The sequence below is a fragment of the Necropsobacter rosorum genome, from assembly GCF_964241405.1.
In the GTDB taxonomy this organism is placed as follows: Bacteria; Pseudomonadota; Gammaproteobacteria; order Enterobacterales; family Pasteurellaceae; genus Necropsobacter; species Necropsobacter rosorum.
On sequence record NZ_CAXSXF010000001.1, the window covers coordinates 289,394 to 315,072 of the forward strand.

The 25,679-nt window shown below is 49.3% G+C and carries 20 protein-coding genes and 1 pseudogene; 14 read left to right on the plus strand and 7 right to left on the minus strand.

What is annotated here, in order from left to right; translation table 11 throughout:
• Positions 1 to 83: 83 nt before the first annotated feature.
• Entirely contained in the window at positions 84 to 827 is a 744-nt protein-coding gene (locus ACESOH_RS01365; protein WP_032092441.1) for an MIP/aquaporin family protein, read from the minus strand.
• A 490-nt stretch (positions 828 to 1,317) separates the two neighbouring features.
• Here ACESOH_RS01365 and glpK point away from each other — a divergent pair, with 490 nt between their 5' ends.
• The 5 genes and pseudogenes from glpK to ACESOH_RS01395 all read left to right on the plus strand — a co-directional run bounded on the left by glpK (position 1,318) and on the right by ACESOH_RS01395 (position 9,513).
• The gene (glpK, locus tag ACESOH_RS01370) at positions 1,318 to 2,826 is read left to right on the plus strand and encodes a glycerol kinase GlpK (protein WP_032092440.1); all 1,509 of its coding nucleotides are present in this window, start codon (positions 1,318 to 1,320) and stop codon (positions 2,824 to 2,826) included.
• Between the two features lie 792 nt (positions 2,827 to 3,618).
• Positions 3,619 to 6,048: pseudogene (pgaA, locus tag ACESOH_RS01375) on the plus strand (poly-beta-1,6 N-acetyl-D-glucosamine export porin PgaA).
• Positions 6,049 to 6,067: 19 nt separating this feature from the next.
• Positions 6,068 to 7,978, plus strand: a complete 1,911-nt coding sequence (pgaB, locus tag ACESOH_RS01385; protein ID WP_373099197.1) for a poly-beta-1,6-N-acetyl-D-glucosamine N-deacetylase PgaB — start codon at positions 6,068 to 6,070, stop codon at positions 7,976 to 7,978.
• Between the two features lie 17 nt (positions 7,979 to 7,995).
• Positions 7,996 to 9,228 (plus strand): poly-beta-1,6-N-acetyl-D-glucosamine synthase, encoded by a 1,233-nt coding sequence (pgaC, locus tag ACESOH_RS01390; RefSeq protein ID WP_373099199.1) that lies wholly within the window; start codon positions 7,996 to 7,998, stop codon positions 9,226 to 9,228.
• Positions 9,229 to 9,513, plus strand: coding sequence for a hypothetical protein (locus tag ACESOH_RS01395; protein WP_032092437.1), 285 nt, complete (start codon positions 9,229 to 9,231; stop codon positions 9,511 to 9,513).
• Between the two features lie 48 nt (positions 9,514 to 9,561).
• Here the strand turns inward: ACESOH_RS01395 and brnQ are convergent, their stop codons facing one another.
• Positions 9,562 to 10,875, minus strand: a complete 1,314-nt coding sequence (gene brnQ, locus ACESOH_RS01400) for a branched-chain amino acid transport system II carrier protein (RefSeq protein ID WP_032092436.1) — start codon at positions 10,873 to 10,875, stop codon at positions 9,562 to 9,564.
• A 12-nt stretch (positions 10,876 to 10,887) separates the two neighbouring features.
• Positions 10,888 to 13,206, minus strand: coding sequence for a Tex family protein (locus ACESOH_RS01405; RefSeq protein WP_373099853.1), 2,319 nt, complete (start codon positions 13,204 to 13,206; stop codon positions 10,888 to 10,890).
• 127 nt (positions 13,207 to 13,333) lie between these two features.
• On the opposite strand from ACESOH_RS01405, the gene greB reads away from it, so the two are divergent.
• On the plus strand, positions 13,334 to 13,810 hold the full coding sequence (greB, locus tag ACESOH_RS01410; protein ID WP_373099202.1) for a transcription elongation factor GreB: 477 nt from the start codon (positions 13,334 to 13,336) through the stop codon (positions 13,808 to 13,810).
• A gap of 394 nt (positions 13,811 to 14,204) precedes the next feature.
• Positions 14,205 to 16,829 carry a bifunctional acetaldehyde-CoA/alcohol dehydrogenase gene (adhE, locus tag ACESOH_RS01415; RefSeq protein ID WP_373099204.1) on the plus strand — a complete coding sequence of 875 codons (2,625 nt, stop codon included), beginning with the start codon at positions 14,205 to 14,207 and terminating at the stop codon, positions 16,827 to 16,829.
• Between the two features lie 80 nt (positions 16,830 to 16,909).
• On the opposite strand, the gene ACESOH_RS01420 is transcribed toward adhE, so the two are convergent.
• Together ACESOH_RS01420 and ACESOH_RS01425 are read right to left on the minus strand one after the other, a co-directional pair.
• Positions 16,910 to 17,395 carry a Dps family protein gene (locus ACESOH_RS01420; RefSeq protein WP_032092433.1) on the minus strand — a complete coding sequence of 162 codons (486 nt, stop codon included), beginning with the start codon at positions 17,393 to 17,395 and terminating at the stop codon, positions 16,910 to 16,912.
• Between the two features lie 121 nt (positions 17,396 to 17,516).
• A complete protein-coding gene (locus tag ACESOH_RS01425; RefSeq protein WP_373099206.1) occupies positions 17,517 to 18,086 on the minus strand; it encodes an anthranilate synthase component II in 570 nt (189 codons plus the stop codon).
• Positions 18,087 to 18,148: 62 nt separating this feature from the next.
• Here ACESOH_RS01425 and ACESOH_RS01430 point away from each other — a divergent pair, with 62 nt between their 5' ends.
• From ACESOH_RS01430 to ACESOH_RS01440, 3 genes are read left to right on the plus strand one after another with little or no spacing between them, the layout of a single operon-like run.
• The gene (locus tag ACESOH_RS01430) at positions 18,149 to 19,141 is read left to right on the plus strand and encodes an aminodeoxychorismate synthase component I (protein ID WP_373099208.1); all 993 of its coding nucleotides are present in this window, start codon (positions 18,149 to 18,151) and stop codon (positions 19,139 to 19,141) included.
• Positions 19,142 to 19,143: 2 nt separating this feature from the next.
• Complete coding sequence (locus ACESOH_RS01435; RefSeq protein WP_373099209.1) at positions 19,144 to 19,722, plus strand: aminotransferase class IV family protein; 579 nt, start codon at positions 19,144 to 19,146, stop codon at positions 19,720 to 19,722.
• Between the two features lie 58 nt (positions 19,723 to 19,780).
• Entirely contained in the window at positions 19,781 to 20,170 is a 390-nt protein-coding gene (locus tag ACESOH_RS01440) for a RidA family protein (protein ID WP_373099210.1), read from the plus strand.
• A 21-nt stretch (positions 20,171 to 20,191) separates the two neighbouring features.
• Here the strand turns inward: ACESOH_RS01440 and ACESOH_RS01445 are convergent, their stop codons facing one another.
• Positions 20,192 to 20,821: a LysE/ArgO family amino acid transporter gene (locus tag ACESOH_RS01445; protein WP_373099212.1), complete on the minus strand. Its 630-nt coding sequence runs from the start codon at positions 20,819 to 20,821 to the stop codon at positions 20,192 to 20,194.
• A 124-nt stretch (positions 20,822 to 20,945) separates the two neighbouring features.
• Here ACESOH_RS01445 and rpe point away from each other — a divergent pair, with 124 nt between their 5' ends.
• From rpe to ACESOH_RS01465, 4 genes are all read left to right on the plus strand, one after another.
• Positions 20,946 to 21,623 carry a ribulose-phosphate 3-epimerase gene (gene rpe / locus ACESOH_RS01450; protein ID WP_373099213.1) on the plus strand — a complete coding sequence of 226 codons (678 nt, stop codon included), beginning with the start codon at positions 20,946 to 20,948 and terminating at the stop codon, positions 21,621 to 21,623.
• Positions 21,620 to 22,303 carry a phosphoglycolate phosphatase gene (locus ACESOH_RS01455; protein WP_373099215.1) on the plus strand — a complete coding sequence of 228 codons (684 nt, stop codon included), beginning with the start codon at positions 21,620 to 21,622 and terminating at the stop codon, positions 22,301 to 22,303. The genes rpe and ACESOH_RS01455 overlap by 4 nt, the downstream gene beginning before the upstream one ends.
• Positions 22,304 to 22,327: 24 nt before the next feature.
• Positions 22,328 to 23,329: a tryptophan--tRNA ligase gene (gene trpS / locus ACESOH_RS01460; protein WP_373099217.1), complete on the plus strand. Its 1,002-nt coding sequence runs from the start codon at positions 22,328 to 22,330 to the stop codon at positions 23,327 to 23,329.
• 105 nt (positions 23,330 to 23,434) lie between these two features.
• Complete coding sequence (locus tag ACESOH_RS01465) at positions 23,435 to 24,064, plus strand: hypothetical protein (RefSeq protein WP_032092425.1); 630 nt, start codon at positions 23,435 to 23,437, stop codon at positions 24,062 to 24,064.
• Between the two features lie 52 nt (positions 24,065 to 24,116).
• Here ACESOH_RS01465 and ilvA read toward each other — a convergent pair whose 3' ends face one another.
• Positions 24,117 to 25,652 carry a threonine ammonia-lyase, biosynthetic gene (gene ilvA, locus ACESOH_RS01470; RefSeq protein WP_373099854.1) on the minus strand — a complete coding sequence of 512 codons (1,536 nt, stop codon included), beginning with the start codon at positions 25,650 to 25,652 and terminating at the stop codon, positions 24,117 to 24,119.
• Positions 25,653 to 25,679 lie beyond the last annotated feature (27 nt).

The window sequence follows — 25,679 nt, forward strand, 5'->3', positions numbered from 1 at the left end:
CGCCCATAACAAAAAGGCTTCATTACGAAGCCTTTTTTATGGCAGAAAACCGTGCCGAAAATGACCGCACTTTAGCGCTAATCTTATGCCATCACTAAACTGTACCCGAGCGCGGCAACAGCGGCACCAATGCAAGGGCCGACAACCGGCACCCAGGCATAGCCCCAATCCGGAGAAGCATTCAATTTTTTGCTTAACAATGCCAATGCAATACGCGGGCCGAGGTCACGGGCAGGGTTAATGGCATAACCGGTGGTGCCGCCCAGACTCAAACCGATCGCCCACACCAGAATCGCCACCGGCAACGCGCCGATTGATCCTAAACCGATTGGGGTTTCCATTTCCGTACCCGGTAAGCTGATAGAGCCGGCGGTAATATAGAAAATCACCGACACCAGCACGACGGTACCGACGATTTCGCTGAACAGGTTACTCGGATAACGGCGAATGGCCGGTTCGGTACAGAAACAGGCGCGTTTAGCCCCTTCCTCCGCTGTTGCGGCGAAATGATCGATATAAAATACATAAACCACAAATCCGCCTAATATGCCGCCTGCAATTTGCGCGGCAATATAGCCCGGTACCATAGCCCATTCGAAACTGCCGTGCATCGCCAAGCCGAGCGTGACCGCCGGATTTAAATGTGCGCCGCTGTACGGGCCGGTCGCCACTACCGCCACATAGACGGCGAACGCCCAGGCCGTCGTAATCACAATCCAGCCCGAACTGTTGCCCTTGGTTTTATTCAGACAAACATTCGCCACCACGCCGTTACCCATTAACACGAGTAAGGCGGTGCCCAGAAATTCGGCAAGATACGCGTTCATAAGAGAATCTCCTTTATTAATATATAGTTCAGATATAGCTTCATCCTAACGGGACGAGGCAAATGTAATTGTTCGTTTTCATCCAAAATAATATGTTTTTTAACTCTCTTCGCGGTGCAATGAGCATTATCGAAGCAAAAAAAATTAATTCAATAGGATTAGTAAGGTTTTTTATTAATTTGCTAGACAAGTCACATTTTTTTGCCGCCTGTGCGGATTAACCTGTTGATATAATTACACTGCTTAACTATATCGTACGACACAAAATAGTGTGAAGCGGATCAAATTATTGCGTGCCGAATGACAAAATTTTTTGAGCGAGTTCAAATATTTTAATTTTGCTTATTTTCATATTGAGTGTTTTTGATTAAATTGTGCCGGTAATTTGTTCGTTTTAGCTCAAAATTCAATTAACTCTTAAATGAAGGATTAAGGTGCGATTTGGGGAGATTATCCGTAATAGCAGTAAAATCACACAGAGGAATTCGTTATGACAGAGAAAAAATATATTATCGCGTTAGATCAGGGCACAACCAGCTCAAGAGCCGTATTGCTCGATCATGACGCCAACGTAGTCGAAATCGCACAACGTGAATTCACTCAAATTTATCCGCAGGCCGGCTGGGTGGAGCATAATCCGATGGAAATCTGGGCGACGCAAAGCTCGACCCTGAACGAAGTGGTCGCCAAAGCCGGGATTTCGTCCGATACGATTGCCGCCATCGGGATCACTAATCAGCGCGAAACCACTATCGTGTGGGAAAAAGAAACCGGCAAACCGGTGTATAACGCTATCGTATGGCAGTGCCGGCGCACCGCGGATATTACCGATAAACTGAAAGCCGACGGCCATGAAGACTATATCCGTAAAACCACCGGTCTGGTGGTGGATCCGTATTTCTCCGGTACCAAAGTGAAATGGATTCTGGATAATGTGGAAGGCGCAAGAGAAAAAGCCGAACGCGGCGAATTGCTGTTCGGTACGGTGGATACCTGGCTGGTCTGGAAGCTGACGCAGGGGCGCGTACATGTTACGGATTACACCAACGCATCGCGAACTATGCTGTTTAATATTCATACCAAACAATGGGATGACAAAATGCTGGACATCCTGAATATTCCGCGCTCTATGCTACCTGAAGTGCGTAATTCGTCCGAGATCTACGGTCAAACCAATATCGGCGGTAAGGGCGGCGTGCGTATTCCGGTGGCGGGGATTGCCGGTGACCAGCAGGCCGCGCTATACGGTCATCTGTGCGTGAAAGCCGGACAGGCGAAAAATACCTACGGTACGGGCTGCTTTATGTTAATGCACACCGGCGACAAAGCAGTACAATCGAAAAACGGTCTGTTAACCACCATCGCCTGTAACGCCAAAGGCGAACCGGCCTACGCCTTAGAAGGTTCGATCTTTATGGGCGGCGCGTCAATTCAGTGGCTGCGCGATGAACTCAAAATCGTGCATGACAGCTATGACAGCGAATATTTTGCCCAGAAAGTGCCGGATTGCAACGGCGTTTATGTGGTGCCGGCTTTCACCGGTTTAGGCGCCCCTTACTGGGATCCTTATGCGCGCGGCGCAATTTTAGGCTTATCGCGCGGCGCCAACCGTAACCATATTGTCCGCGCCACACTGGAATCCATCGCTTACCAAACCCGTGACGTACTGGAAGCAATGCAATCCGATTCCGGTGCAAAACTGCAATCCCTGCGGGTTGACGGCGGTGCCACGGCCAATAATTTCCTTATGCAGTTCCAAGCAGATATTTTAGCCACTCAGGTAGAACGTCCGGTCGTGAAAGAAGTCACCGCACTGGGCGCCGCCTACCTTGCCGGTCTGGCAACCGGATTCTGGAAAGATCTGGACGAGTTGCGCAATAAAGCGGAAGTGGAAAAAACCTTTATCCCGGACGGTAACGAAGAAAAACGGACACGCCGTTACAAAGGCTGGAAAAAAGCGGTAAAACGTGCGCTGGAATGGGAAAAAGACGAGGACTAACCTCCGCCGAACAACGTAATGCACAAATACAAAACGGCCGTCGATTTATTCCGGCCGTTTTTTTCGTCGGCATATTTATTTTTAACCAAACGATTACAGAATTATATTACATCAGGCTCAAAACCGCCCTTATAAAAAACAAATATTGAATCCGAAGGCAAGTTGATAATATAAATAAAAGCAAAAATAAACGGGCGTCATTATTATTAACTCATTCAAAGCGGTTAAATTAAAATAATAGACCGTTTTCAGCCGAATTTATTCATCTACCTCTTTCTGACTACTCCGCTAAAAAATAATAGGAAAACTCCATTAAAACATCATAACTGATTGGATTGACGAGATTAAAAATAAACCGTAAATAGAACAAGGTTATTATATCCAAAAAGTATGAAATATACACTCCATTTGCAATATATTTTTAACAAAATAAAAACATTTAACCAACATATCTTTTCTGCAATCTTACACAGCTTTACATACGATTACAAAATCACCAAAACTTGACGATAAAATAGCACTACACGATTTAAGCGTATTTTAATCGAACAATCTCAATTTAAATCTTAACCAAAAATTAATCAAACACAGCTGATACCAGTCAGTCATTAATAGAATTAAGTATTAACATATTAAAACTATATTGATATCAGACCGCCGATACAAAGCTATTTAACGCTTTTGTCATATAAAACGGTTTTATTTATTAAGGGAATAAGAATCTGAATTCTATTTCAAATTCTTATTAATACACTTATAAGCTTTTATAACCATTTTATTTATTCGTACATTATGAACAAATTTAATTTTAAACACAGTTTATTAACCCTATCCTGTCTAACGTTATTTCATGCGCCGGACGCACCGGCTGCGTCCTTATCCCGCATTGACAAACAGCGTGAAGAGAGCGTTATTTTATCCCGACAGGGGGATGAACAACTGAACCGCGCCATCACGCAGCTGACGCAGCTTTATACCGACACGCGGAATAATAAAGTGCGCGATGATCTAATCGCGCTGCTCATGCGGAAAGGCGATTTTAAACAAGTGCTGAATGTCTGCCCGCACTGCAATATCAATACCTTTTCCGCCAATGAGCTGGAAAATCTGGCGCGTGCGGCAAGAAATGAAAAACAATTTCAATTATCGTATAACTTTTATTCGCAGCTGCGCCAACAATATCCGTCCAATCCGAACGGTTTATTGGGCAGTGCGCTGGTTGCCACGGAATCAGGCAAATATCAGGAGGCGCAACATTATCTGCGCTTATACAGCAAGCAATTCGGTCAGGATGCCGGCTACCGGGATGCGGCCGATTACCTTGCCGATCACACCGAGGCGGATATCAGCAAACTAGGGCGCTGGCAAAAAGCGCTGGCCACGCAGCCGGATAACAAAGATCTGGCCTTAAGGCTCTATCGGCTTGCCGCCAAATACCGTATCTATCCGCTGCAAAGCCAGCTCACTGCCGACTATCCCGATTTATTCAGTGATAAGGATCGCGCCTGGCAGGATCATGCCGGTGCGCTTAATGTAAGCCGTGGCAACGCCGCATCAAAATCCCAGCTGAATCAATCCTATGCTCAATTAACGAAAGTGCTGGAAACACAAGAAAAAACCACCGCACTTTATCAGCAGGCATTACAGGATCGTCTAGTGATAGCGCAACGGTTGCATAACTCCGAACAAGTATTTGCCGATTATGCGACGTTATCGGCAGCCGGAAAACCGTTGCCGGCCTATGTGGATGAGGCCTACGCCGATGCGCTGCTGCGTACCGGTTCGCCTTTTAAGGCATTGGAGATTTATCAAAAACTGGCGCAGCAGGAACGACAAAATAATCAAAAAGTACGCAGCGACTTATTATATAAACTGGTCAACGCATCAAGCGATGCCGGTTATTTTACCTTGGCGCAGGATTATTTAGATCAAATCAATGAGCCGCTTTTCATCAATGATTACACGCGTAAATACCGGATTGTCAATAATAACTACGACACGTTATTCTTTGCCCGCGTGAATTTAACTCACTGGCGCGGCAATACCGCTGAAGCCGTCGAGCTGCTCACCGATCGCCTGACCACAAAAACGCCAGGCGATCCCTGGACAATGATGGCACTCAGTGAACTGGAGCGTTCGCGTTACCGCTATGACGACGCCCTTATCTTAGCGAAAAAAGCCTCCCGCTTTTTACGCCCGCAGGATCAAAAAAGTTACCAAGCCTTACGCGCCAATATCCTGCTTGACCGCGGAGACTGGCAAGGCGCCAGTGAAATCATCGCGCAATTATCGCCGCAGGACAAAGAAGACTCGACCAGTCTGCTTGAACGTTATGCCCTGTTAAGTGCGCCGAAATTTACCGCATCTTTCGGTATTCAGCATAAAACCTTCCCGCAGGATAATCAGAGTAACGAAGTCAGTCAGGAATATTATCTTTATTCCGGCAAAAGCCAAAACGGTCATCAGGCTTATGTGCATTATCTGGCTAACAACTCGCCGACCCGCGAGAAAAACCTGAAACAGCAACGCATCGGCGCCGGTGGTATCGTTAATTTTTAACCTTTCACACTCAATCTGGAAGCGGGTAAAGGCATTAAGCTCAACGATAAAGCCTATTTTTCCGCCAATATCGCTTATACCTTGAATGACAGCTGGGCTTTCACCCTCAACGGCAATTCAAACGGCAGCGAAACGCCGTTAAAAGCCATTAATCAGGCGGTTTACAGCAAAGATATCGGCTTTGCCGCAAATTATACCTACAGCGACCGCCTGCAAATGAGCGGCGGAGTTAATGTAATGAAATTCGACGACGATAACCTGCGTCGTTCCGCATTTTTCTGGGCGAATGTTGAAAGTTTTAAACACGATCGCTGGGAACTCAATAACAGTCTGCGTTTCGACTATCAAAAAAACGACGACATCTCCTCCGCCGCCTATTACAACCCGTCTCACAGCCGCAACATTGAGTTCGGTGCGGATCTGAGTTATTTGCAGCCGATGAATTACGCGCTGATTCTCACTCATCATCTCAAAGGCAGTGTCGGCCACTTTAATCAAAGTGACGAAGCAAGTGAAAATTCCTGGTCGGTGAGCTACGGGCACGAATGGCGGATCGGCAAAAAGGCCGGCATAACTTACGAAATCGGACGTAAGAAAAATATTTATGACGGCAATGCGGAATTTAACAATTTTGCCAATCTGAATTTTTCTATTTATTTCTAATTGACGGGAACTGAGAACAATGTTTTTACAAAAACTTTATCAAGCAACTATCATCATCTGCCTGTCGTTTATCATTTTCGGCGTACAGGCCAAAAATAACGAATACGGCGTACTGGCTTATCATTCCGTGATAGACGAAAGTGCGGCTCAAAAAGACAAATATTATTTGCCGCAAACCATTCCTGCCACCATGCTGATCGAACATTTTAACTGGTTGAAAACCAACGGTTACAACGTCGTCAGCTGGCAGCAAATCATTGATGCGGAAGAAGGCCGCGGCGAGTTACCGGACAAAGCGGTATTGCTCAGTTTTGATGACGGCTATGAAACCATGTACAGCGTTATTTATCCGTTATTACAAGCCTATCATTACGCAGCGGTTTTTGCTCCGGTAACCGGTTGGATTAATGCGCCCGCCAATTCGACCATTCAATACGGCGATGCCAAACTCGCCCGCTCGGCCTTTACCGACTGGCGGCAAATTATGGAAATGCAGCGTAGCGGTTTAGTGGAAATCGCCTCGCACACTAATGATCTGCACCACGGGGTTAAAGCGAATCCGGCGGGCAGTTCTTTGCCGGCGGTTATCGCCCCTGCTTATCAAAACGGCAAATACGAAACCGAAGCACAATACCAATCCCGTTTACAACATGACTTTGCCAGCTCGGCCGATGCAATCCGAACCGGCGCGGGCAAAGCGCCGCGCGTGATGGTCTGGCCGTACGGGCAGTTTAACGAAACGGCGGTAAATATCGCCGCACGCAACGGCTTTACCCATTACTTTTCGTTAAACAGTAAGAAAATCAACCGTGCCGGCGATCGATATGTAGGTCGTTTATTACTGGATGCGGAAACCGATATCACGACGATCGCGGAATATCTGGAAAACAAAGAACAGGATAACCCGATTCAACGGGTGGTGCATGTTGATCTGGATTACCTTTACGATCCGAATCCGGTGCAACAGCAAAAGAACTTTGACGATTTAATCGAACGCATTCATAACTACGGCGTCACCACCGTTTATTTACAAGCCTTTGCCGATCAGGACGGCAACGGAGTCGCCGACGCATTATATTTTCCGAATAAATACCTGCCGGTCAAAGCGGATTTATTCAGCCGCGTCGCCTGGCAGCTAAGCACCCGCACCGGCGTGAAAGTTTATGCCTGGATGCCGGTGCTGGCGTTCGATTTACGTCAATCGAACAACAGCTATCAATATGTGACGGATTCAAGAACGAATCGCCCGTCCGATTCGCATTATCTGCGACTGTCACCTTATAACCGGCAAAACAAAGAAGTGATTAAATCGATTTATCAGGATCTTGCCTTTTATGCCAAATTCAACGGCATCCTTTTCCATGATGACGCCTTTTTGACCGACTTTGAAGGCAAACCGGCCGACAGCCGTGCGGATCTGAACGGTCATTCCAAAACGGCGGATTTGATCCGATTTACCGATGAACTGAAAGAAGCCTTGGTGCCTTATTTCTGGAACGGCAGAGAAAACCTGAAAACCGCGCGGAATATTTACGCCTCGTTGATTACCGAGCCGGAAGCGGAAGCCTGGTTTGCGCAGAATTTTGTGGAATTCACCAAACACTACGATACCACCGCCATTATGGCGATGCCGTATATGGAAAACGAACAGCCTATTTCCAAAGCTCAGGCTTACGATTGGTTCAAGGAATTAATTCAGCGGGTTAAAACGCTGGATGTGAATCCGAATAAAGTGTTGTTTGAATTTCAAGCGGTCAACTGGCGAACCCAAAAACCGATCGATGCCAAAGAGCTGGTCGATTGGATTAAATTGCTGCAACAGCAAGGAGTGAACAATTTTGGTTATTACCCGGATAACTTCGTCACGAATCAGCCGGCGATCAAACTGATGAAACCTTATATGTCAGTTAATAAAGATATCTCCAAATAATGGCTAAGGAACCTTCAATGCTACTCGAAATTCTCGGCTTATTTGTGTTCAGCTATCCGGCGGTCATGGCGTTTTATTGGTCTGCCGCCGGCATCATTTACTTTCTTTTTATCGAAAAGAAAAAGCAGAAAGTGAATTTCCGCAACTTAACGCCGGATCAGATTCCCATGGTCAGCGTGATGATCCCGTGCTACAACGAAGCGGATAATCTGGATGAATCTATACCGCACTTATTAAAGCTGAATTATCCCAGCTATGAATTAATTTTTATTAATGACGGCAGCAAAGATAACACGGGAGAAATTATCGACAAATGGGCGCAAACCGATGCCAAAATCGTGCCGCTGCATCAGGAAAATGCCGGCAAAGCCAGCGCGCTGAATAACGCCCTCAGCATTGCCAGAGGGAAATACGTCGCCTGTATCGATGGTGATGCGATACTCGATTATTCCGCGCTCGGATATATGGTAAGCGCACTGGAAAACAACCCGAAATACGGCGCGGTTACCGGCAATCCCCGCGTCCGTAACCGCAGTACCATTCTGGGGCGCCTGCAAGTGTCGGAATTCAGCTCCATTATCGGTTTAATCAAGCGGGCACAAAGCCTGATGGGTACGATCTTTACCGTCTCCGGCGTGTGCTGCCTGTTTCGCAAAGACGCGATGCAAAAAATCGGCGGCTGGAGCACCAATATGATTACCGAAGACATCGACGTCAGCTGGAAACTGCAAACCGCCGGTTATGATATTTACTACGAACCGCGCGCATTGTGCTGGGTATTGATGCCCGAAAGCCTGCGCGGTTTGTTCAAACAGCGTTTGCGTTGGGCGCAAGGCGGGGCGGAAGTGATTATCAAATATTTTCCGCGCGTCTGGCGCTTAAGAAACCGTCGCTTATGGCCGATGTATATCGAATATTTCATTACCGCCGCCTGGGCGATGTTGCTGTTGGGCATCACGCTGGTGACGCTGTATAAGTTCGCCGTGGGAAATCCGCCGCAAACCGATATGACATTTCTGAAAACCAATATTTCGGTGTTGTTTTTAACCTTCATCATGCAATGTATTTGCAGCATTTATATTGATAGCCGTTATGAGAAAGGATTAATCCGTTATGCGATTTCCTGTATTTGGTATCCATGGGCTTATTGGTTGCTGAATACAGTTACGCTGCTTTTGGGCATACCGAAAGCGATTTTTAGAAATAAATCCAAACTTGCCGTTTGGATTAGTCCTGACAGAGGAGTTTAAATGTCACCACTTCAATTACAGAACTTAATGATCATTAATAAAAGCCGTCAATTACACTGGAAAGTAAAGACGAAAACACTGCTAATGGATTTAGTGACCTGGGGACTTTGGATTTATATCAGCGGCTTCATTCTGACGCAGTTTGATAATATTATCTCCAAACCCATATTCGAAGGACTGTTATTTGTTGAAATCATCGGCGCCATGTTGTCCGTCGCCGCCGCGCTCGTGCTGCTGACGATAATGTGGTCGGGGATGACTAAAACGAAATTAACCGCACCATAAAAAAATCAATAGCTTAATGTTAAATACATTAAGCTATTTTTTTGATGATTAACGCACGACCCGTTTGCTTTTCTTACGCATGCCCTGCAATAAATAGCCGATAACCAGACCGATTGCGGCAAACGGCAGCCATTCCATCGAATAAGATTTCAATGGCAGCTGTTCGATAAATTCAATGTGTTCGATACCGATCACCGATAAAATTGAAATCACCGACACCAGCCCCAAAGAAAGGCGATGCGCCAGTAACGGCAGCGGCACGAATAGGTTAATCAACAGCAATAAAATCACCGTCATGGAAATCGGGTATAACACCAGCAGCACCGGTAAGGACTTACTGATCACCTCTTTCAGGCCTAAATTGGCAATCGCAAAACTGATCAGACAAAATAAAATCACATAAGTGCGGTAAGAAATTTTAGGATAGATTTCATTGAAATATTCGCTGACTGACACCGCCAGCCCGACCGCCGTGGTTAAACAGGCCAGCGATACGATCACGCCCAGTAAGGTACGCCCCAGCTCACCGAATGCCATGGCGGTGGCATCATTTAAAATATAAGTGCCCAGATCCTGATTTTTCGCCGTCAACGCCGCCAGTTCCGCCGGCCCCAAGGCTAAATGATTACCGATCCAGCCGAGCGAAACATAAATCACGCCTAACGCCACTGCCGCGATAATGCCCGCCTGAATGGTCTGTTTCTGCAACGAAGTATGATCGGCGCTTTTTGCCTTAATCGCATTGATCACAATCACGGAATAGGCAATTGAAGCCAGTGCGTCCATGGTAAAATAGCCGTTGATAATGCCGTTAAAAAACGGCGATTTATCCGCTTGCGGCACATGCACAACATCGCTGCCACTCAACATAAAATAGGCTTTAATCACCAGCGCAATAATAGAAAGCAGTAATACCGGCGTCAGCACCGCCCCGATGCGATCCACCATTTTGGACGGATTCAGGCTCAGCCACAGCGTGAGGGCGAAATACACCAGACAAAATAAGAATTTTGACAACGCGCCCGGCTCGCCGACAAAAGGCACAATCGCGATTTCATAGGCGGTGGCGCCGGTACGCGGGCCGGCAAAAAAAGGCCCGATCGAAAGGTAAATCGCCACCAACAGCACCAGCGAAAACAGCGGATGGATCTGTTTCAGCGCTTCTTTATAACCGCCTTTATAAAAGGCGCTGACCACAATGCCGAGCAGCGGCAAGCCGATACCGGTCAGCACAAAGCCGGTAATCGACGGCCAGAATTCAGTCCCGCTTTCAAACCCCAGTTTCGGCGGAAAAATCAAATTGCCCGCGCCAAAAAAAATGGCAAACAGCATAAAGCCGACTACAAACGTATTTTTTGTCATTCCGTTATCCTTTTATTTTTTCCAGTTTTTTAACGCATCGGCAAAGGCATTGCCCATCGCATTGTTGCCGCCGTGGGCGCGGCTGTGGCGTGGTTCACGCGGCTCAGCGCGTCTTTTGGCGGCTAAAGTGCGGTCGGTTTTTTGTGAATTTTTAACCGCACTTTCCGCTAAGCGCATAGTCAGCGCAATACGTTTACGCGCCGCATCCACCTCCAGCACTTTGACTTTGACAATATCGCCGGTTTTCACCACCTGATGCGGGTCTTCCACAAATTTATCCGACAGAGAAGAAATATGCACCAGCCCGTCCTGATGCACGCCGATATCCACAAAGGCGCCGAAATTGGTCACATTCGTAACCGTGCCTTCCAGTATCATGCCCGCTTTCAGATCGCTGATGTCTTCCACCCCGTCCATAAAACTGGCGGTTTTAAACTCGCCGCGCGGATCGCGCCCCGGTTTTTCCAGTTCTTTAAAAATATCCTGCACCGTCGGCAAGCCGAATTGCGCATCAATAAACTGTTTGGCATCAAGCCGACGCACCGCACCGGCATTACCCATGAGATCCTGAATGGACTGTTCGGTGGCGCGCAGTATTTTTTCCACCACCGGATAGGCTTCCGGATGCACGCCGGAGGCATCCAGCGGATTCTCTCCCTGCGCGATACGCATAAAGCCGGCGCATTGTTCAAACGCCTTCGGCCCTAAACGCGGCACGTTTTTTAGCTGTTGACGGCTGTGAAAGCGTCCGTTTTCATCACGATAGGCAACAATATTCTGCGCCAGCGTTTTGGTCATACCGGCCACCCGCGCCAGCAACGGCGCCGAGGCGGTATTCAGATCGACGCCCACCGCGTTAACGCAGTCTTCCACTACTGCGTCCAGTTTACGCGCCAGCTGACTTTGATTGACATCATGCTGATATTGTCCGACGCCGATGGCTTTCGGCTCGATTTTCACCAGTTCCGCCAGCGGATCCTGCAACCGGCGGGCAATGGATACCGCACCGCGCAATGACACGTCAAGCGCAGGGAATTCCTGCGCCGCCAGTTCGGAAGCGGAATACACCGAAGCGCCCGCTTCACTCACCACTACGGTTTGCGGTTTGTTGCCGTCCAGCTGTTTGATCACCGCTTTGGCAAAGCGCTCGGTTTCACGCGACGCCGTGCCGTTGCCGATGGCGATTAATTCCACCTGATGCCGTTTAATCAGCTGAGACAGCGCAAGCATGGCGCGTTCCGTCTGCCCGGTGTGCGGATAAACCGTATCTGTTGCCAGCAATTTACCGGTGTTGTCCACTACCGCCACTTTCACCCCGGTACGCAGCCCCGGATCCAGCCCCATGGTATTTTTCGCCCCCGCCGGCGCCGCCATCAAAAGTGCGGTCAGATTGCGGGCAAAAACGTCGATCGCTTCCTCTTCCGCCCGCTCGCGCAGCGTTCCCATCAATTCCGTTTCCAGATGCAGGGAAATTTTAATCCGCCAAGTCCAGCTGATTACCTGCTCGCGCCATTTATCCGCCGCCTGATGGGTAAAATGCACGCCCAGATGTTCGCGGATAATCTCTTCGCAATAGCTGTGGCGCACGCCTTCTTCCTGCTCGGGATCGGCGTTTAAACTTAACTGTAGCACGCCTTCATTACGCCCGCGGAACATCGCCAGCGCCCGGTGAGACGGCACAGTGCGCAGCAATTCCTGATGGGCGAAATAATCGCGGAATTTTTCGCCGTCCTGCTCTTTGCCCGCCAAAACGTGCGAAATAATGACCGCACTTTGCTGTAGATAGCGGCGGACTTTCGCCAGTAATTGCGCATCTTCGGCAAAACGTTCCATCAGAATATAGCGCGCACCGTCCAGCACCGCTTTGATATCGGCAAAGCCTTTTTCCGCATCGATATAGGCCGCGGCCGCCTGCTCCGGATCATTATCCGGCTGGTTCCACAATAAATCCGCCAGCGGTTCGAGCCCCGCTTCAATGGCGATCTGACCTTTGGTGCGGCGTTTCGGTTTATACGGCAGATACAGATCTTCCAGCTCGGTTTTGCTTTGCGTGCGCTCGATTTGCTCGCGCAGCGCCTCCGTCAGCTTGCCCTGTTCGCCGATGGATTTCAAAATACTTTGGCGACGCTCTTCCAGCTCGCGCAGGTAAATCAGGCGGGTTTCAAAATGGCGCAGCTGCGTATCGTCCAGCCCGCCGGTGACTTCTTTACGGTAGCGGGCAATAAAAGGAATGGTGTTACCGTCATCCAGCAACTGAATCGCGGCCAGAATCTGCTGAGGTTGTACCGCAAGTTCGTCGGCAATAATATGTGAGATTTGTTGATTTAACATCATTATAATTGTTGATTATTAAAGTGAAATTTGTATAGGATACTGTTTTTATACATCACGCTCAAACAGTTATTCGAAAATTCGTTAAATTCGCGTAATAAATCGAACAATTTATTTAATATTCACTATGGCAAAATCAAATTATATTACCCGTGCCGGCTGGAATGCCTTAGATCAGGAATTAAAATACCTCTGGAAAGAGGAGCGTCCGCAAGTCACCCAAGCGGTTTCCGACGCCGCGGCACTCGGCGATCGCAGCGAAAATGCCGAATATATTTACGGAAAACGCCGCCTGCGCGAAATCGATCGGCGCGTACGTTTTCTGACCAAACGGCTGGAAGTGCTGCAAATTGTCGATTATCACCCGCGGCAGGAGGGCAAAGTCTTTTTCGGCGCGTGGGTGACGCTGGAAAATGAAGACGGCGAACAAAACCGCTACCGCATCGTCGGCTGCGACGAATTCGATCCGGCTAAAAACTGGATTTCCATCGACAGCCCCGTCGCCCGGGCGCTTATCGGCAAACAGGTTGACGACGAAGTCAGCGTCGCCACGCCGGCAGGCCGGGTGATGTTGTATATCAATGAGATTTGGTATGAAAAATAAGCTGAAAAAACCACCGCACTTGATAAGCCGCGGTGAGTGTTTTTTTGTCGGCGAACATCAATTTTATGACATGAAATAACGCTTCAAATGAATACCGGCTTAGCCTTTTCCTATTGGTGATTTTTTGCTTATAACTTGGGCTGAATGGCGTAAACGTCAGCCGATAACGCGCAATGAATGTGTCATCGCAACGGCACGAAAAATCCGTTTTATGAAGGAAAAATTCATTGTTTATTTTATGTTAATTAGTTGTTAAATAAGAAATTTTATCCAATTTGATCTAGATCACAGTTTAGCCTTTTTCTCGTTAAATTATTGGCTATCCCTTCCTCCGACTGAGTATAATTTTGCTCAGGAAAATTTTTTATATTTGTAAACTTTAGGAGAAATCATTATGAGTAACACTGTTGAAAACGCAGTTAGCCCGGCTCAGGCGGAAGTCAATGCGCTGGTGGAAAAAGGTTTGGTGGCGCTGGAACAATTCCGCCTGCTGGATCAGAAGCAAGTGGATTACATCGTGGCCAAAGCCTCCGTGGCGGCGCTCGATCAGCACGGCATCCTCGCCATGCACGCTTATGAAGAAACCGGCCGCGGGGTATTTGAAGACAAGGCGACCAAAAACCTGTTCGCCTGCGAATATGTGGTCAACAATATGCGCAATCTGAAAACCGTCGGTATCATCAGCGAAGACGATGTGACGGGAATCACCGAAATCGCAGACCCGGTCGGCGTTATCTGCGGTATTACCCCGACCACCAACCCGACCTCCACCGCCATTTTCAAATCTTTAATCGCCTTAAAAACCCGTAACCCGATTGTCTTTGCCTTCCACCCTTCCGCTCAGCAATCTTCCGCTCATGCGGCGCGTATTGTCTATGATGCGGCGGTTGCGGCGGGCGCACCGAAAAACTGTATTCAATGGATCGAAACTCCGTCCATGGAAGGCACCGGCGCCCTAATGAAACATCCGGGCATTGCGACAATTCTCGCCACCGGCGGTAACGCAATGGTGGAGGCCGCTTATTCCTGCGGTAAACCGGCGCTCGGCGTCGGGGCGGGTAACGTGCCGGCTTATGTGGAAAAATCGGCGGATATCAAACAGGCGGTACATGATATCGTGATGTCGAAAGCCTTTGATAACGGTATGGTGTGCGCTTCCGAGCAGGCGGCTATCGTGGATCAGGAAGTGTATGACGAATTCGTGCAAGAAATGAAATCCTACGGCGTGTATCTGGTCAATAAAAAAGAAAAAGCCCTGCTGGAAGAATTTATGTTCGGTGCCAAAGCCAACAGCGCCAACTGCGCGGGCGCCAAGCTGAATGCCAATGTGGTGGGCAAACCGGCGCACTGGATTGCCCAACAGGCCGGTTTCAGCGTGCCGGAACAGACCAATATTCTGCTGGCGGAATGTAAAGAAGTCGGCCCGAAAGAGCCGTTAACCCGCGAAAAACTCTCGCCGGTGCTGGCATTGCTGAAATCCCGTTCCACCGATGAAGGGGTCAATCTGGCGGAAGCGATGGTGGAATTTAACGGATTGGGTCACTCCGCCGCCATTCACACCAAGGATGCGCAGCTGGCAAAAACCTTCGGCGAACGGGTAAAAGCTATCCGCGTGATCTGGAATTCACCGTCCACTTTCGGCGGTATCGGTGACGTTTATAACTCCTTCCTCCCTTCCCTGACGTTAGGTTGCGGCTCTTACGGTAAAAACTCGGTCGGCAACAACGTTAGTGCGGTCAATTTATTAAATATCAAACGGGTGGGAAGACGGAGAAATAATATGCAATGGTTTAAAGTGCCTTCAAAAATCTACTTTGAGCGCGACTCAATTCAATATTTACAATCCATGAAAGGAATGGAACGCGTGGTGATCGTAACCGACCGTACCATGGTGGATTTAGGCTTTGTGGAAAAAATCGCCAAACAGATTACCGCCCGCGGCAATCATGTCACCTATCAGTTATTCGCCGATGTGGAACCGGATCCGAGCATCGAAACCGTACGCCGCGGGGTGGAATTAATCCGCAGCTATAAACCGGATACCATTATCGCACTGGGCGGCGGTTCGTCCATGGATGCGGCGAAAGTTATGTGGTTGTTCTACGAACAGCCGGAAGTGGATTTCCGCGATTTGGTGCAGAAATTTATGGATATCCGCAAACGCGCGTTCAAATTCCCGCAATTAGGCCGTAAAGCCCGCTTTGTCGGTATTCCGACCACCTCCGGCACCGGTTCTGAAGTGACACCGTTTGCGGTGATTACTGAAGGGGATAAAAAATACCCGATTGCCGACTATTCCTTAACCCCGACCGTCGCCATCGTTGACCCGGCGCTGGTGATGACCGTGCCGGCACATGTGGCGGCGGATACCGGTTTAGACGTGTTAACCCACGCCACCGAAGCCTATGTGTCCGTACTGGCGAACGATTTCACCGACGGTCTGGCGCTACAAGCGATTAAACTGGTATTTGAAAATCTGGAACGTTCGGTCAAAGAAAAAGACGAGCAGGCGCGTGAAAAAATGCACAACGCCTCTACCATGGCGGGGATGGCGTTCGCCAATGCGTTCTTGGGCATGAATCACTCGCTGGCGCACAAAATCGGCGGTCGTTTCCATACGCCGCACGGACGTACCAATGCGATTTTAATGCCGCACGTCATCCGCTATAACGGCACACGTCCGCAAAAAACCGCCACCTGGCCGAAATACAACTATTACAAAGCGGATGTGAAATATCAGGAAATCGCGCGTATGCTGGGGCTGCCTTGCGCCACACCGGCGGAAGGGGTGAAATCCTTCGCGCAGGCCTGCTATGATCTGGCTGTCAAAGTCGGTTTGAAAATGTCCTTTAAAGAACAGGGACTGGACGAACAAGTCTGGATGGACGCCCGTCGCGACGTCGCGCTGCTTGCCTTTGAAGACCAATGCTCACCGGCCAATCCGCGCTTACCGTTAGTGGAAGATATGGAAGTAATTCTGACCAACGCTTACTACGGTTACGACGCCAGCAAATATTAATTTGCGCAAAACTGACTAAAAACACACCGCACTTTCAGGTATCGCCCGAAAGTGCGGTGCTTTTTTGCTGAATTTTTTTATTATGCGTTATGGCAGCTTGCGCAGGCGGCAGTAAACATCCAGACCAGTTTTTCCTGCTCTTTGATGTAATCGCTCATTTGCGATGCGGTACCTTCATCATCGGCTTCGCCGGCAATGGCCAGAATCTCGCGCTGCTGTTTCAACAGGGTTTGAAAGCCCGCCAGCGTACCGCTTAAACAGGCTTGCGCACTGCTTGCCCCGACATGTTCTTTGATCAGGGATTTGGTCAGATAATCGCTGAATGCGTTGCTCGGCGTATAGCCCAAGGTCAGAATACGTTCGGCGATTTCGTCCACTTTCACGATCAGATCATCGTAAATTTCTTCAAATTTGGCATGCAGTTCGAAAAAATTCACCCCTTTGATATTCCAGTGATAACCGCGTACATTCATATAGAAAACCTGATAAGTGGCTAACAGGTTATTTAATTCGGCGGCCAGTTTTTGCGCCGCATTGCGATTTAGTCCGATAGTATTGGTTGTCATAGTATGCTCTCCTTATGTGTTTTGTCGGAGAACATCATAGGCAAAAATCACCTACAAATAAAATGGGTATGAATAATAGATTTAATAGCATTATTCTATCAATTTATAAAAATTGATAGTTTTAACTGTTTATCCAGTTGGCTAACAACTGATAACCGAATTCGGACATATAGGATTCCGGATGAAACTGCACGCCGTAAAGCGGCAGGCTGCGGTGCTGCACCGCCATAATCACATTATCTTCGCAGACCGCCGTGACCTGTAGCGCCGGCGGGAAATTTTCCGCCGCCACCGCCCAGGAATGATACAGCCCCACCTGAAACCGTTGCGGCAAGCCGCGAAACAGCGCGCAATCCGACCGCACTTGCAGGGTTTTTCTCTGCCCGTGGCGAACCTGCGGCAGATTATACAAACCGGCGCCGAAAAAACCACACAGCGTCTGATGGCCGAGGCACACGCCCAGCACGGATTTTTCCTGATAACCATGCGCCAGCATGGCAAACAGCTGCGGATAAGCCTCCGGCACATCGGGGCCGGGTGAAATCAGAATATGACTGAACGGCGCGCACTTTGTCGTCTCCAGCGCCTCCGTATTCACCAACGTGAACGGCACGCCCAGCCGGCGGATCAATTCCACCAGATTATAAGTAAACGAATCGTGATTATTGACTACCAATAAATTTGTATTCATCTTGGCTACTGAGATAAAATCGCTATTTAACATTGCGCTATCTTACTAAATTCACCGACGTTATGCCATTTAATCGCTTTATTCGTCAGGCCGATCAATTCGGCGGACAACAACAGCCTTTTTTCTTTCTGATCGATTTTGAACAGCAAAAACCGTTTATCTGCCCGCTGCAACAGGCGCCGGAACAGGATGTGTTTTTCTGCCTGCCCGGCATACACAATGCGCCGCGGCACGCCGAACGCCCGCCGGAAGATTTTCTTTTCACTCGGCAGCCGATGCCCTTTGCCGCATATCAACGGGGTTTTCGCCTGGTTCAGCAGGAATTACAAAACGGCAATTCTTACCTGCTGAATCTCACTTATCCGACCGAAATTCAGACCAACTACAATTTGGCTCAGCTGTTTTTACATTCGGAGGCCAAATATAAACTGCTGTTTAAAGACCAATTCGTCTGTTTCTCACCGGAACCTTTCGTCAACATTGCGCACAACAGAATTTATACCTATCCGATGAAAGGCACCATTAATGCCGACGCGGCGCAGGCCGAACGGCAGCTGCTGGATTCGCAGAAAGAACAGCGCGAGCATTACACCATTGTCGATCTTATGCGCAACGATCTCGCCATGGTGGCGCATAATATCCGCGTGACCCGTTTTCGTTATGTGGAGAAGATCAACACGCAAAACGGTGCGATTTTGCAAACCAGTTCGGAAATCTGCGGCGAACTGGCGCACAACTGGCAGGCGCGTATCGGTTCGCTGCTGGCCACTCTGCTGCCCGCCGGTTCCATCAGCGGTGCGCCGAAAGAAAAAACGGTGCAAATCATCCGCCGCGCGGAACAGCAGAAGCGGGGCTATTACAGCGGAATTTTCGGTGTTTTCAGCGGCGACGGATTGCAAAGTGCGGTGGCGATCCGCTTTATTGAACAGCGGGACAAGCGGCTGTATTTCCGCAGCGGCGGCGGCATTACCATCCAAAGCAATGTCAATGATGAATACCGCGAGTTAATCGAGAAAGTGTATGTTCCCCTAAGCCAAAATCAACGCAGGATTTAAGCATGTACCCGTTATTTGAAACCCTTTGCATCGAACGGGGCGAAATTCGCAATCTCGCCTTACACCAACAGCGTTATGCCCGCTCGCTGGCGGCATTTTACCGCGACAAACCGGCAAAGGTGTTCGATCTGAAAGAAATTATTCAAAAATCCACCGCACTTTTGTCCCTGCATAGCGAACCGTTGCTGCGCTGTCGGGTGGATTACAACCGGGAAACCTATCAAATCCGCTGCCTGCCTTACCGGCGGAAAATCTACCGCACTTTTCAGCCGGTGATTTGCGACCATATCGATTACGGGCTGAAATACAGCGACCGGCGGATATTCGACGAACTGCTGCGGCAAAAAGGCGACTGTGATGAAATCATCATTATCAAACGGGGTAAAGTGACGGATTGCTCCATCGGCAATCTGGTGTTCCGCCGCCACGGTCAATGGTTCACCCCCGACAGCCCGCTGCTGGCCGGCACGCAACGGGCAAAATTACTGGCGGAAAATAAGATTAAAGTGCGGTCGATTTTTTTGTCGGATTTGCCGCAATTCGAGGAAATTCGCCTCATCAATGCGTTAAACGGGCTGTAAGTTTCGGCATAACGGAGTACAATAAGCCGGCTTACCTCACAACAATAAGGAAATCACTATGAGCAAAATTATTCATACGGAAAACGCGCCTGCCGCTATCGGCCCTTATGTTCAGGCGGTCGATTTGGGCAATCTGGTCTTCACCTCCGGACAAATTCCGGTTAATCCGGCCAACGGCGAAATCGCCGCCGATATTACCGTCCAGGCGCGTCAATCGCTGGAAAATATCAAAGCGATTATTGAACAGGCGGGGCTGACGGTGGCCGATATTGTGAAAACCACCGTGTTTGTGAAAGATTTAAATGACTTTGCGGCGCTCAACGCGGAATACGAACGTTTCTTCAGCCAACACGGGCATCCGAATTTCCCTGCCCGTTCCTGTGTGGAAGTGGCGCGTCTGCCGAAAGATGTGGGCGTTGAAATCGAAGCCATTGCGGTTCGCCGCTAAGCCGCACCACGAAAGGGCGTGTCAAACGCCCTGATAAGTTTCGATGCCGTAGCGTATCAGCCCGAAGGCAATGCCCCACATAATAATCCCCGTTATCGCATCCAGCAGTCGCCAGGTTATCGGCCGTCTAAAAAACGGAATCAGCAGTTTGGAGCCGTAGCCGACGCCGAAAAACCACAGTCCCGAGGCGCTGATCGCCCCGAGCAGAAAGCCGATTTTTGCTGCCTCCGCTAATGTACCGGCGATGCCGCCGATAATCACGATCGAATCCAGATAAACATGCGGATTTAATAAGGTGATGGCCAAGGTAAACCACAAGGTTTTCCACAGGCTTTGCGTATTGCCGCCCTGCGCCACCACCAGCGCGGTGTTGCCGCGATAAGCGGAAAGAAATGCGCGCGCGCCGTACAGCGTCAGAAACAACGCGCCGATTGCGGCAAGCCCTATCGTCGCCGCGGGCAACCGGCGGATAAATGTGCCTAATCCGAACACGCCGATACTGAACAGCAGGCAATCGCACAGAAAACACAGTCCGCACACCAGAAAGACATGTTGTCTGAGCAACCCCTGTTTCAGAATAAACGCATTTTGCGCGCCGATAGTGACAATTAAACCGGCGCAAATCAGAAATCCCTGAATGAAATGTTCCATAACCCATCCGAATAAAGCCGACGATGGCGTTATTATAATGATTTCACTGTATAATTTCCTTAAATTTTGCACCGTTAAGTAGTACACTAAAGCCTGTTTATTTTCGCCAGTTCAGAGGAATAACATGAAACCTTATTTAATCGCTCCATCTATTCTGTCGGCGGATCTCGCCCGCCTGGGCGACGATGTCGAAAATGTGCTGAAGTGCGGTGCGGATTTGATTCATTTCGATGTAATGGATAATCATTATGTACCGAATCTCACTTTCGGCCCCGCCGTTTGCAAAGCCCTGCGCGATTACGGGATCCGTGCGCCGATTGACGTGCATTTAATGGTCAAACCGGTGGATCGGCTGATTCCCGATTTTGCCAAAGCCGGCGCCAGTTATATCACCTTTCATCCCGAAGCCAGCGAACATATCGACCGTTCGCTACAGTTGATTCGCGACAACGGCTGCCAGGCCGGTTTGGTGTTTAATCCGGCGACCCCGTTAAGCTATCTGGATTATGTGATGGATAAAGTGGATATTATTCTGCTGATGTCGGTCAATCCGGGCTTCGGCGGGCAATCTTTCATTCCGGCGACGCTGGATAAATTAAAACAGGCGCGCCGGCGCATTGACGAAAGCGGTTTCGATATTCGTCTGGAAGTGGACGGCGGAGTGAAAATCGATAACATTGCACAAATCGCCCGTGCCGGCGCGGATATGTTCGTGGCGGGCTCGGCCATTTTTGATCAGGCGGATTATCGGAAGGTCATCGACGATATGCGCCAACAACTCGCAACGGTAACGCAACCATGACATTACAGACTTCACAATTTAAACTTATCGGCTTCGATCTGGACGGTACACTGGTTAACAGCCTGCCGGATCTGGCGCTGTCGGTAAACGCCGCACTGGCGGAATCCGGCTTGCCGCAAGCCTCGGAACAATTAGTGTTAACCTGGATCGGCAACGGCGCGGATATTCTTATCGGCCGCGCCTTGGAATGGGCGGCGCAGCACAGCGGCCGCCAACTGAAAGACGCGGAATTCGAGCAGGTCAAAGCCCGTTTCGGCGTGCATTACGGCGAAAACCTGTGCAATATCAGCCGCCTTTATCCACATGTCAAAGAAACGCTGGAGCAGCTGAAAGCGCGCGGCTTTATTCTGGCGGTGATTACCAATAAACCGACCCGACACGTTCAGCCGGTGTTAAAAGCCTTCGGGATCGATCATCTATTCAGCGAAACCCTCGGCGGTCAGTCGCTGCCCGCCATCAAACCGCATCCGGCGCCGCTGTATTATCTGTGCGGCAAATTCGGCTTATACCCGAAACAGGTGCTGTTCGTGGGCGATTCCAGAAACGATATTTTAGCCGCTCATGCGGCAGGCTGCGCCGTGGTAGGTCTGACTTACGGCTATAACTACAATATTCCTATCGCCGAATCAAAACCGGATTGGGTATTTGATGATTTCGCGCAAATTTTGCACATTGTTTAAACAGAATAAAATAAGGAAAATAACATGACAAAACCAGTTGTATTCAGCGGTGTTCAGCCTTCCGGCGAACTGACTATCGGTAACTATCTGGGCGCGCTGCGTCAATGGGTGGCCATGCAGGACGATTACGAATGCCTGTTCTGTATCGTGGATCAGCACGCCATCACCGTGCGTCAGGATCCGGCCACGCTGCGCAAAGCCACGCTGGATGTGCTGGCGTTATATCTGGCCTGCGGTATCGACCCGCAGAAAAGTACCATTTTTATTCAGTCTCATGTGCCGGAACACGCCCAGCTGGCATGGATTCTGAACTGTTATACCTATTTCGGCGAAATGGGACGCATGACCCAGTTTAAAGACAAATCGGCACGCCATGCCGAAAACGTCAACGTCGGTCTGTTTACCTACCCGGTGCTGATGGCGGCGGACATTTTACTCTATCAGGCTAATCAAGTGCCGGTGGGCGAAGATCAGAAACAACATCTGGAAATCACACGCGACATCGCGCAGCGTTTTAATGCGCTGTACGGACCGCACTTCGCCATTCCGGAAGTGTTTATTCCGAAATCCGGCGCGCGTGTGATGTCCCTGCTGGAGCCGGAAAAGAAAATGTCCAAATCCGACGAAAATCGTAATAACGTCATCGGCTTACTGGAAGATCCGAAAGCGGTGGCGAAAAAAATCAAACGCGCGGTCACCGATTCCGATGAGCCGCCGGTCATCCGTTATGATCTGCAAAATAAAGCCGGCGTATCCAACCTGCTGGATATTCTCGCCGGTGTCAGCGGCAAATCCGTCGCCGAGCTGGAAGCGGAATTTGCCGGCAAAATGTACGGTCATCTGAAAAGTGCGGTGGCGGATGAAGTCTCGGCGATGCTAAGCGCGCTGCAGGAACGTTATCATCATTTCCGCAGCAACGAAGCACTGCTGAAAGATATTGCGGCACAGGGAGCGGAAAAAGCCCAGCAACGTGCCAAAGCCACGCTGGAGGCGGTTTATAACGCTGTGGGCTTCGTGGCGCGTTAATCTCACCGGCAAGGGGCGGCGCGCCGAAGTTGGCCCTTTGCCTGAACTAATCCGCATAAATGAACTCTAAGTATATACTTTTTATCTTATTTTGAGGGAAGTAGAATGAAACTGATCAAAGTATTACTTATCGCGCTCTTTGCCGTACCCGCTTGGGCGAATCTGAATACCAATATTAAATACAGTTCCAATTATTTAATGCCCGCCTATGTGCACTTCAACGCGGACGGCAAACAATATTACGTCAACGCTCAGATTAACGTGCCGCTGTATAACATCAAATTTAAATCCAACGGGACGCAAAGCAACCGCCAGTTCAATATGCTCAGCTATCAGGACACCCGCAACGACAAAGTCTATGCCAAAGCCAATATTCACGGCAATACCATCGAATACGGTAAAGTTAAAGACGGGCTGAAAACAGAAACGATGGCCATGCCGACCTTTGATTTGTTTACGGTGGCCTTTCAGCTGAGTTATTACGATAAATTACCGGTGAATTTTCAGATCACCAACGGTAAAAAACTGTACCCGATGACCAATGTGTTCGTGAAAAAAACCGAACGTCAGGTGAAATCTAACAACCAGACCGTCACCGAAATTACCTACCAGTTCCATACCGGTGAAAAAGCCTTTATCGTGAAAAAACACGCCGGCGAGCAGTTTCCGCGCTATATTTCCTATGATAAAGACGGCGATCACTACGAGCTGACCTTCAGCGAATTCGTCAAATAACCGATTGATTGAGATTAAAAAGCCGGCAGGGAAACTATCCGCCGGCTTTTTATCAGCCCAGAAAATACTGATAGGCGGGGCTATCCGTGACATCCTGATAGCGATACGCCAATTCTTCCAAATGCCCGTTAAAACGGATTTCATCATCCTGATTCAATTGAAATCCGGCCAGCACATTGCCGTAATCCGCACCGTGGGCGCGATAATGGAACAGGGAAATATTCCAGTGAGTACCCAGCATTTCCAGAAATTTCAGCAGCGCGCCTTTCTGTTCCGGAAACTCGAAACTATACAACCGCTCTTTAGCCGGACTGGAAGAACGCCCGCCGATCATATAGCGAATATGGGTTTTTGCCACATCATCGTCGGATAAATCCATCACCGCATACCCGTTGTGCTGCAATTGTTGGATAATTTCCGCTTTTTCCTTCTCCCCGCTGATGCGCACCCCGACGAAAATACAGGCCTGTTTATGATCCGCATAGCGATAATTAAATTCCGTCACCGCCCGATCGCCGAGTAAATGACAAAAACGCAGGAAACTGCCTTTTTCTTCCGGAATGGTCACCGCCAGCATGGCTTCATGTTTTTCCCCGATTTCACAACGCTCGGACACATAACGCAAGGTGTGAAAATTCAGATTGGCACCGGACAGCACATTCACCAGCGTTTCGCCCTGAATATCGTGTTGTTTGACATATTTTTTCAATCCTGCCAGAGATAACGCACCGGAAGGCTCGGAAACCGCGCGCACGTTTTCAAACATGTCTTTCATCGCTGCGCAGATTTCATCGCCGTCCACCAACACCACATCGTCCAGATATTGCCGGCATACCCGAAAGGTTTCATCGCCGATCCGTTTCACCGCCACGCCGTCGGCAAACAAGCCCACCCGTTCCAGTTCCACCGGATGTTCCGCTTTCAGCGCAGCATATAGGCAGGCGGAATCTTTGCTTTCCACGCCGATGACTTTAATTTCCGGCATCAGCTGCTTAATCAATACCGCCACGCCGGCCGCCAGACCGCCGCCGCCCACCGGCACGAAAATGCGATCGATATGGGTATTCTGCTGTAGCAGTTCCATCGCCAGCGAGCCTTGACCCGCAATTACCGCCGGGTGATCAAAAGGCGGAATAAAGGTCATGTTGCGCTGCTGCGCCAATTCGATCGCCTTGGCTTTGGCCTCATCAAAATTCGCCCCGTACAGCAACACTTCGCCGCCGAAGCCGCGCACCGCATCCACTTTAATGCTCGGCGTATTCTGCGGCATCACAATCAGCGCCTGCAACCCGAGATGTTTTGCCGACAGCGCCACGCCCTGCGCATGATTGCCCGCTGAGGCGGCGATAACGCCCGCCGCTTGCTGCGCCGGCGTTAAACCGGAAATCATCGCATAAGCGCCGCGTAATTTAAAACTATGCACCGGCTGACGGTCTTCCCGTTTTACCAGCACCTGATTGCCCAAACGGGCTGACAGTTTTTCCATCGCCTGCAACGGCGTTACCTGTGCCAGTTCATATACTTTTGAACTTAACACCGCTCTGAGATATTCCGCCCCGCTGGGCTGACTTGTTAAACTATGCACCATTTTATCGTCACTCATTAAAAAGTGCGG

What these genes read in the sequence shown, in the direction of transcription:
- adhE (WP_373099204.1), top strand. Translation starts at nt 14,205, where the DNA reads ATGAGTAACACTGTTGAAAACGCAGTTAGCCCGGCTCAGGCGGAAGTC.
- ACESOH_RS01465 (WP_032092425.1), top strand. Translation starts at nt 23,435, where the DNA reads ATGAAACTGATCAAAGTATTACTTATCGCGCTCTTTGCCGTACCCGCT.
- ACESOH_RS01435 (WP_373099209.1), top strand. Translation starts at nt 19,144, where the DNA reads ATGTACCCGTTATTTGAAACCCTTTGCATCGAACGGGGCGAAATTCGC.
- pgaB (WP_373099197.1), top strand. Translation starts at nt 6,068, where the DNA reads ATGTTTTTACAAAAACTTTATCAAGCAACTATCATCATCTGCCTGTCG.
- glpK (WP_032092440.1), top strand. Translation starts at nt 1,318, where the DNA reads ATGACAGAGAAAAAATATATTATCGCGTTAGATCAGGGCACAACCAGC.
- pgaC (WP_373099199.1), top strand. Translation starts at nt 7,996, where the DNA reads ATGCTACTCGAAATTCTCGGCTTATTTGTGTTCAGCTATCCGGCGGTC.
- ACESOH_RS01405 (WP_373099853.1), bottom strand. Translation starts at nt 13,206, where the DNA reads ATGTTAAATCAACAAATCTCACATATTATTGCCGACGAACTTGCGGTA.
- ACESOH_RS01425 (WP_373099206.1), bottom strand. Translation starts at nt 18,086, where the DNA reads ATGAATACAAATTTATTGGTAGTCAATAATCACGATTCGTTTACTTAT.
- ACESOH_RS01445 (WP_373099212.1), bottom strand. Translation starts at nt 20,821, where the DNA reads ATGGAACATTTCATTCAGGGATTTCTGATTTGCGCCGGTTTAATTGTC.
- ACESOH_RS01365 (WP_032092441.1), bottom strand. Translation starts at nt 827, where the DNA reads ATGAACGCGTATCTTGCCGAATTTCTGGGCACCGCCTTACTCGTGTTA.
- ilvA (WP_373099854.1), bottom strand. Translation starts at nt 25,652, where the DNA reads ATGGTGCATAGTTTAACAAGTCAGCCCAGCGGGGCGGAATATCTCAGA.
- greB (WP_373099202.1), top strand. Translation starts at nt 13,334, where the DNA reads ATGGCAAAATCAAATTATATTACCCGTGCCGGCTGGAATGCCTTAGAT.
- ACESOH_RS01430 (WP_373099208.1), top strand. Translation starts at nt 18,149, where the DNA reads ATGCCATTTAATCGCTTTATTCGTCAGGCCGATCAATTCGGCGGACAA.
- brnQ (WP_032092436.1), bottom strand. Translation starts at nt 10,875, where the DNA reads ATGACAAAAAATACGTTTGTAGTCGGCTTTATGCTGTTTGCCATTTTT.
- ACESOH_RS01455 (WP_373099215.1), top strand. Translation starts at nt 21,620, where the DNA reads ATGACATTACAGACTTCACAATTTAAACTTATCGGCTTCGATCTGGAC.
- ACESOH_RS01420 (WP_032092433.1), bottom strand. Translation starts at nt 17,395, where the DNA reads ATGACAACCAATACTATCGGACTAAATCGCAATGCGGCGCAAAAACTG.
- rpe (WP_373099213.1), top strand. Translation starts at nt 20,946, where the DNA reads ATGAAACCTTATTTAATCGCTCCATCTATTCTGTCGGCGGATCTCGCC.
- trpS (WP_373099217.1), top strand. Translation starts at nt 22,328, where the DNA reads ATGACAAAACCAGTTGTATTCAGCGGTGTTCAGCCTTCCGGCGAACTG.
- ACESOH_RS01395 (WP_032092437.1), top strand. Translation starts at nt 9,229, where the DNA reads ATGTCACCACTTCAATTACAGAACTTAATGATCATTAATAAAAGCCGT.
- ACESOH_RS01440 (WP_373099210.1), top strand. Translation starts at nt 19,781, where the DNA reads ATGAGCAAAATTATTCATACGGAAAACGCGCCTGCCGCTATCGGCCCT.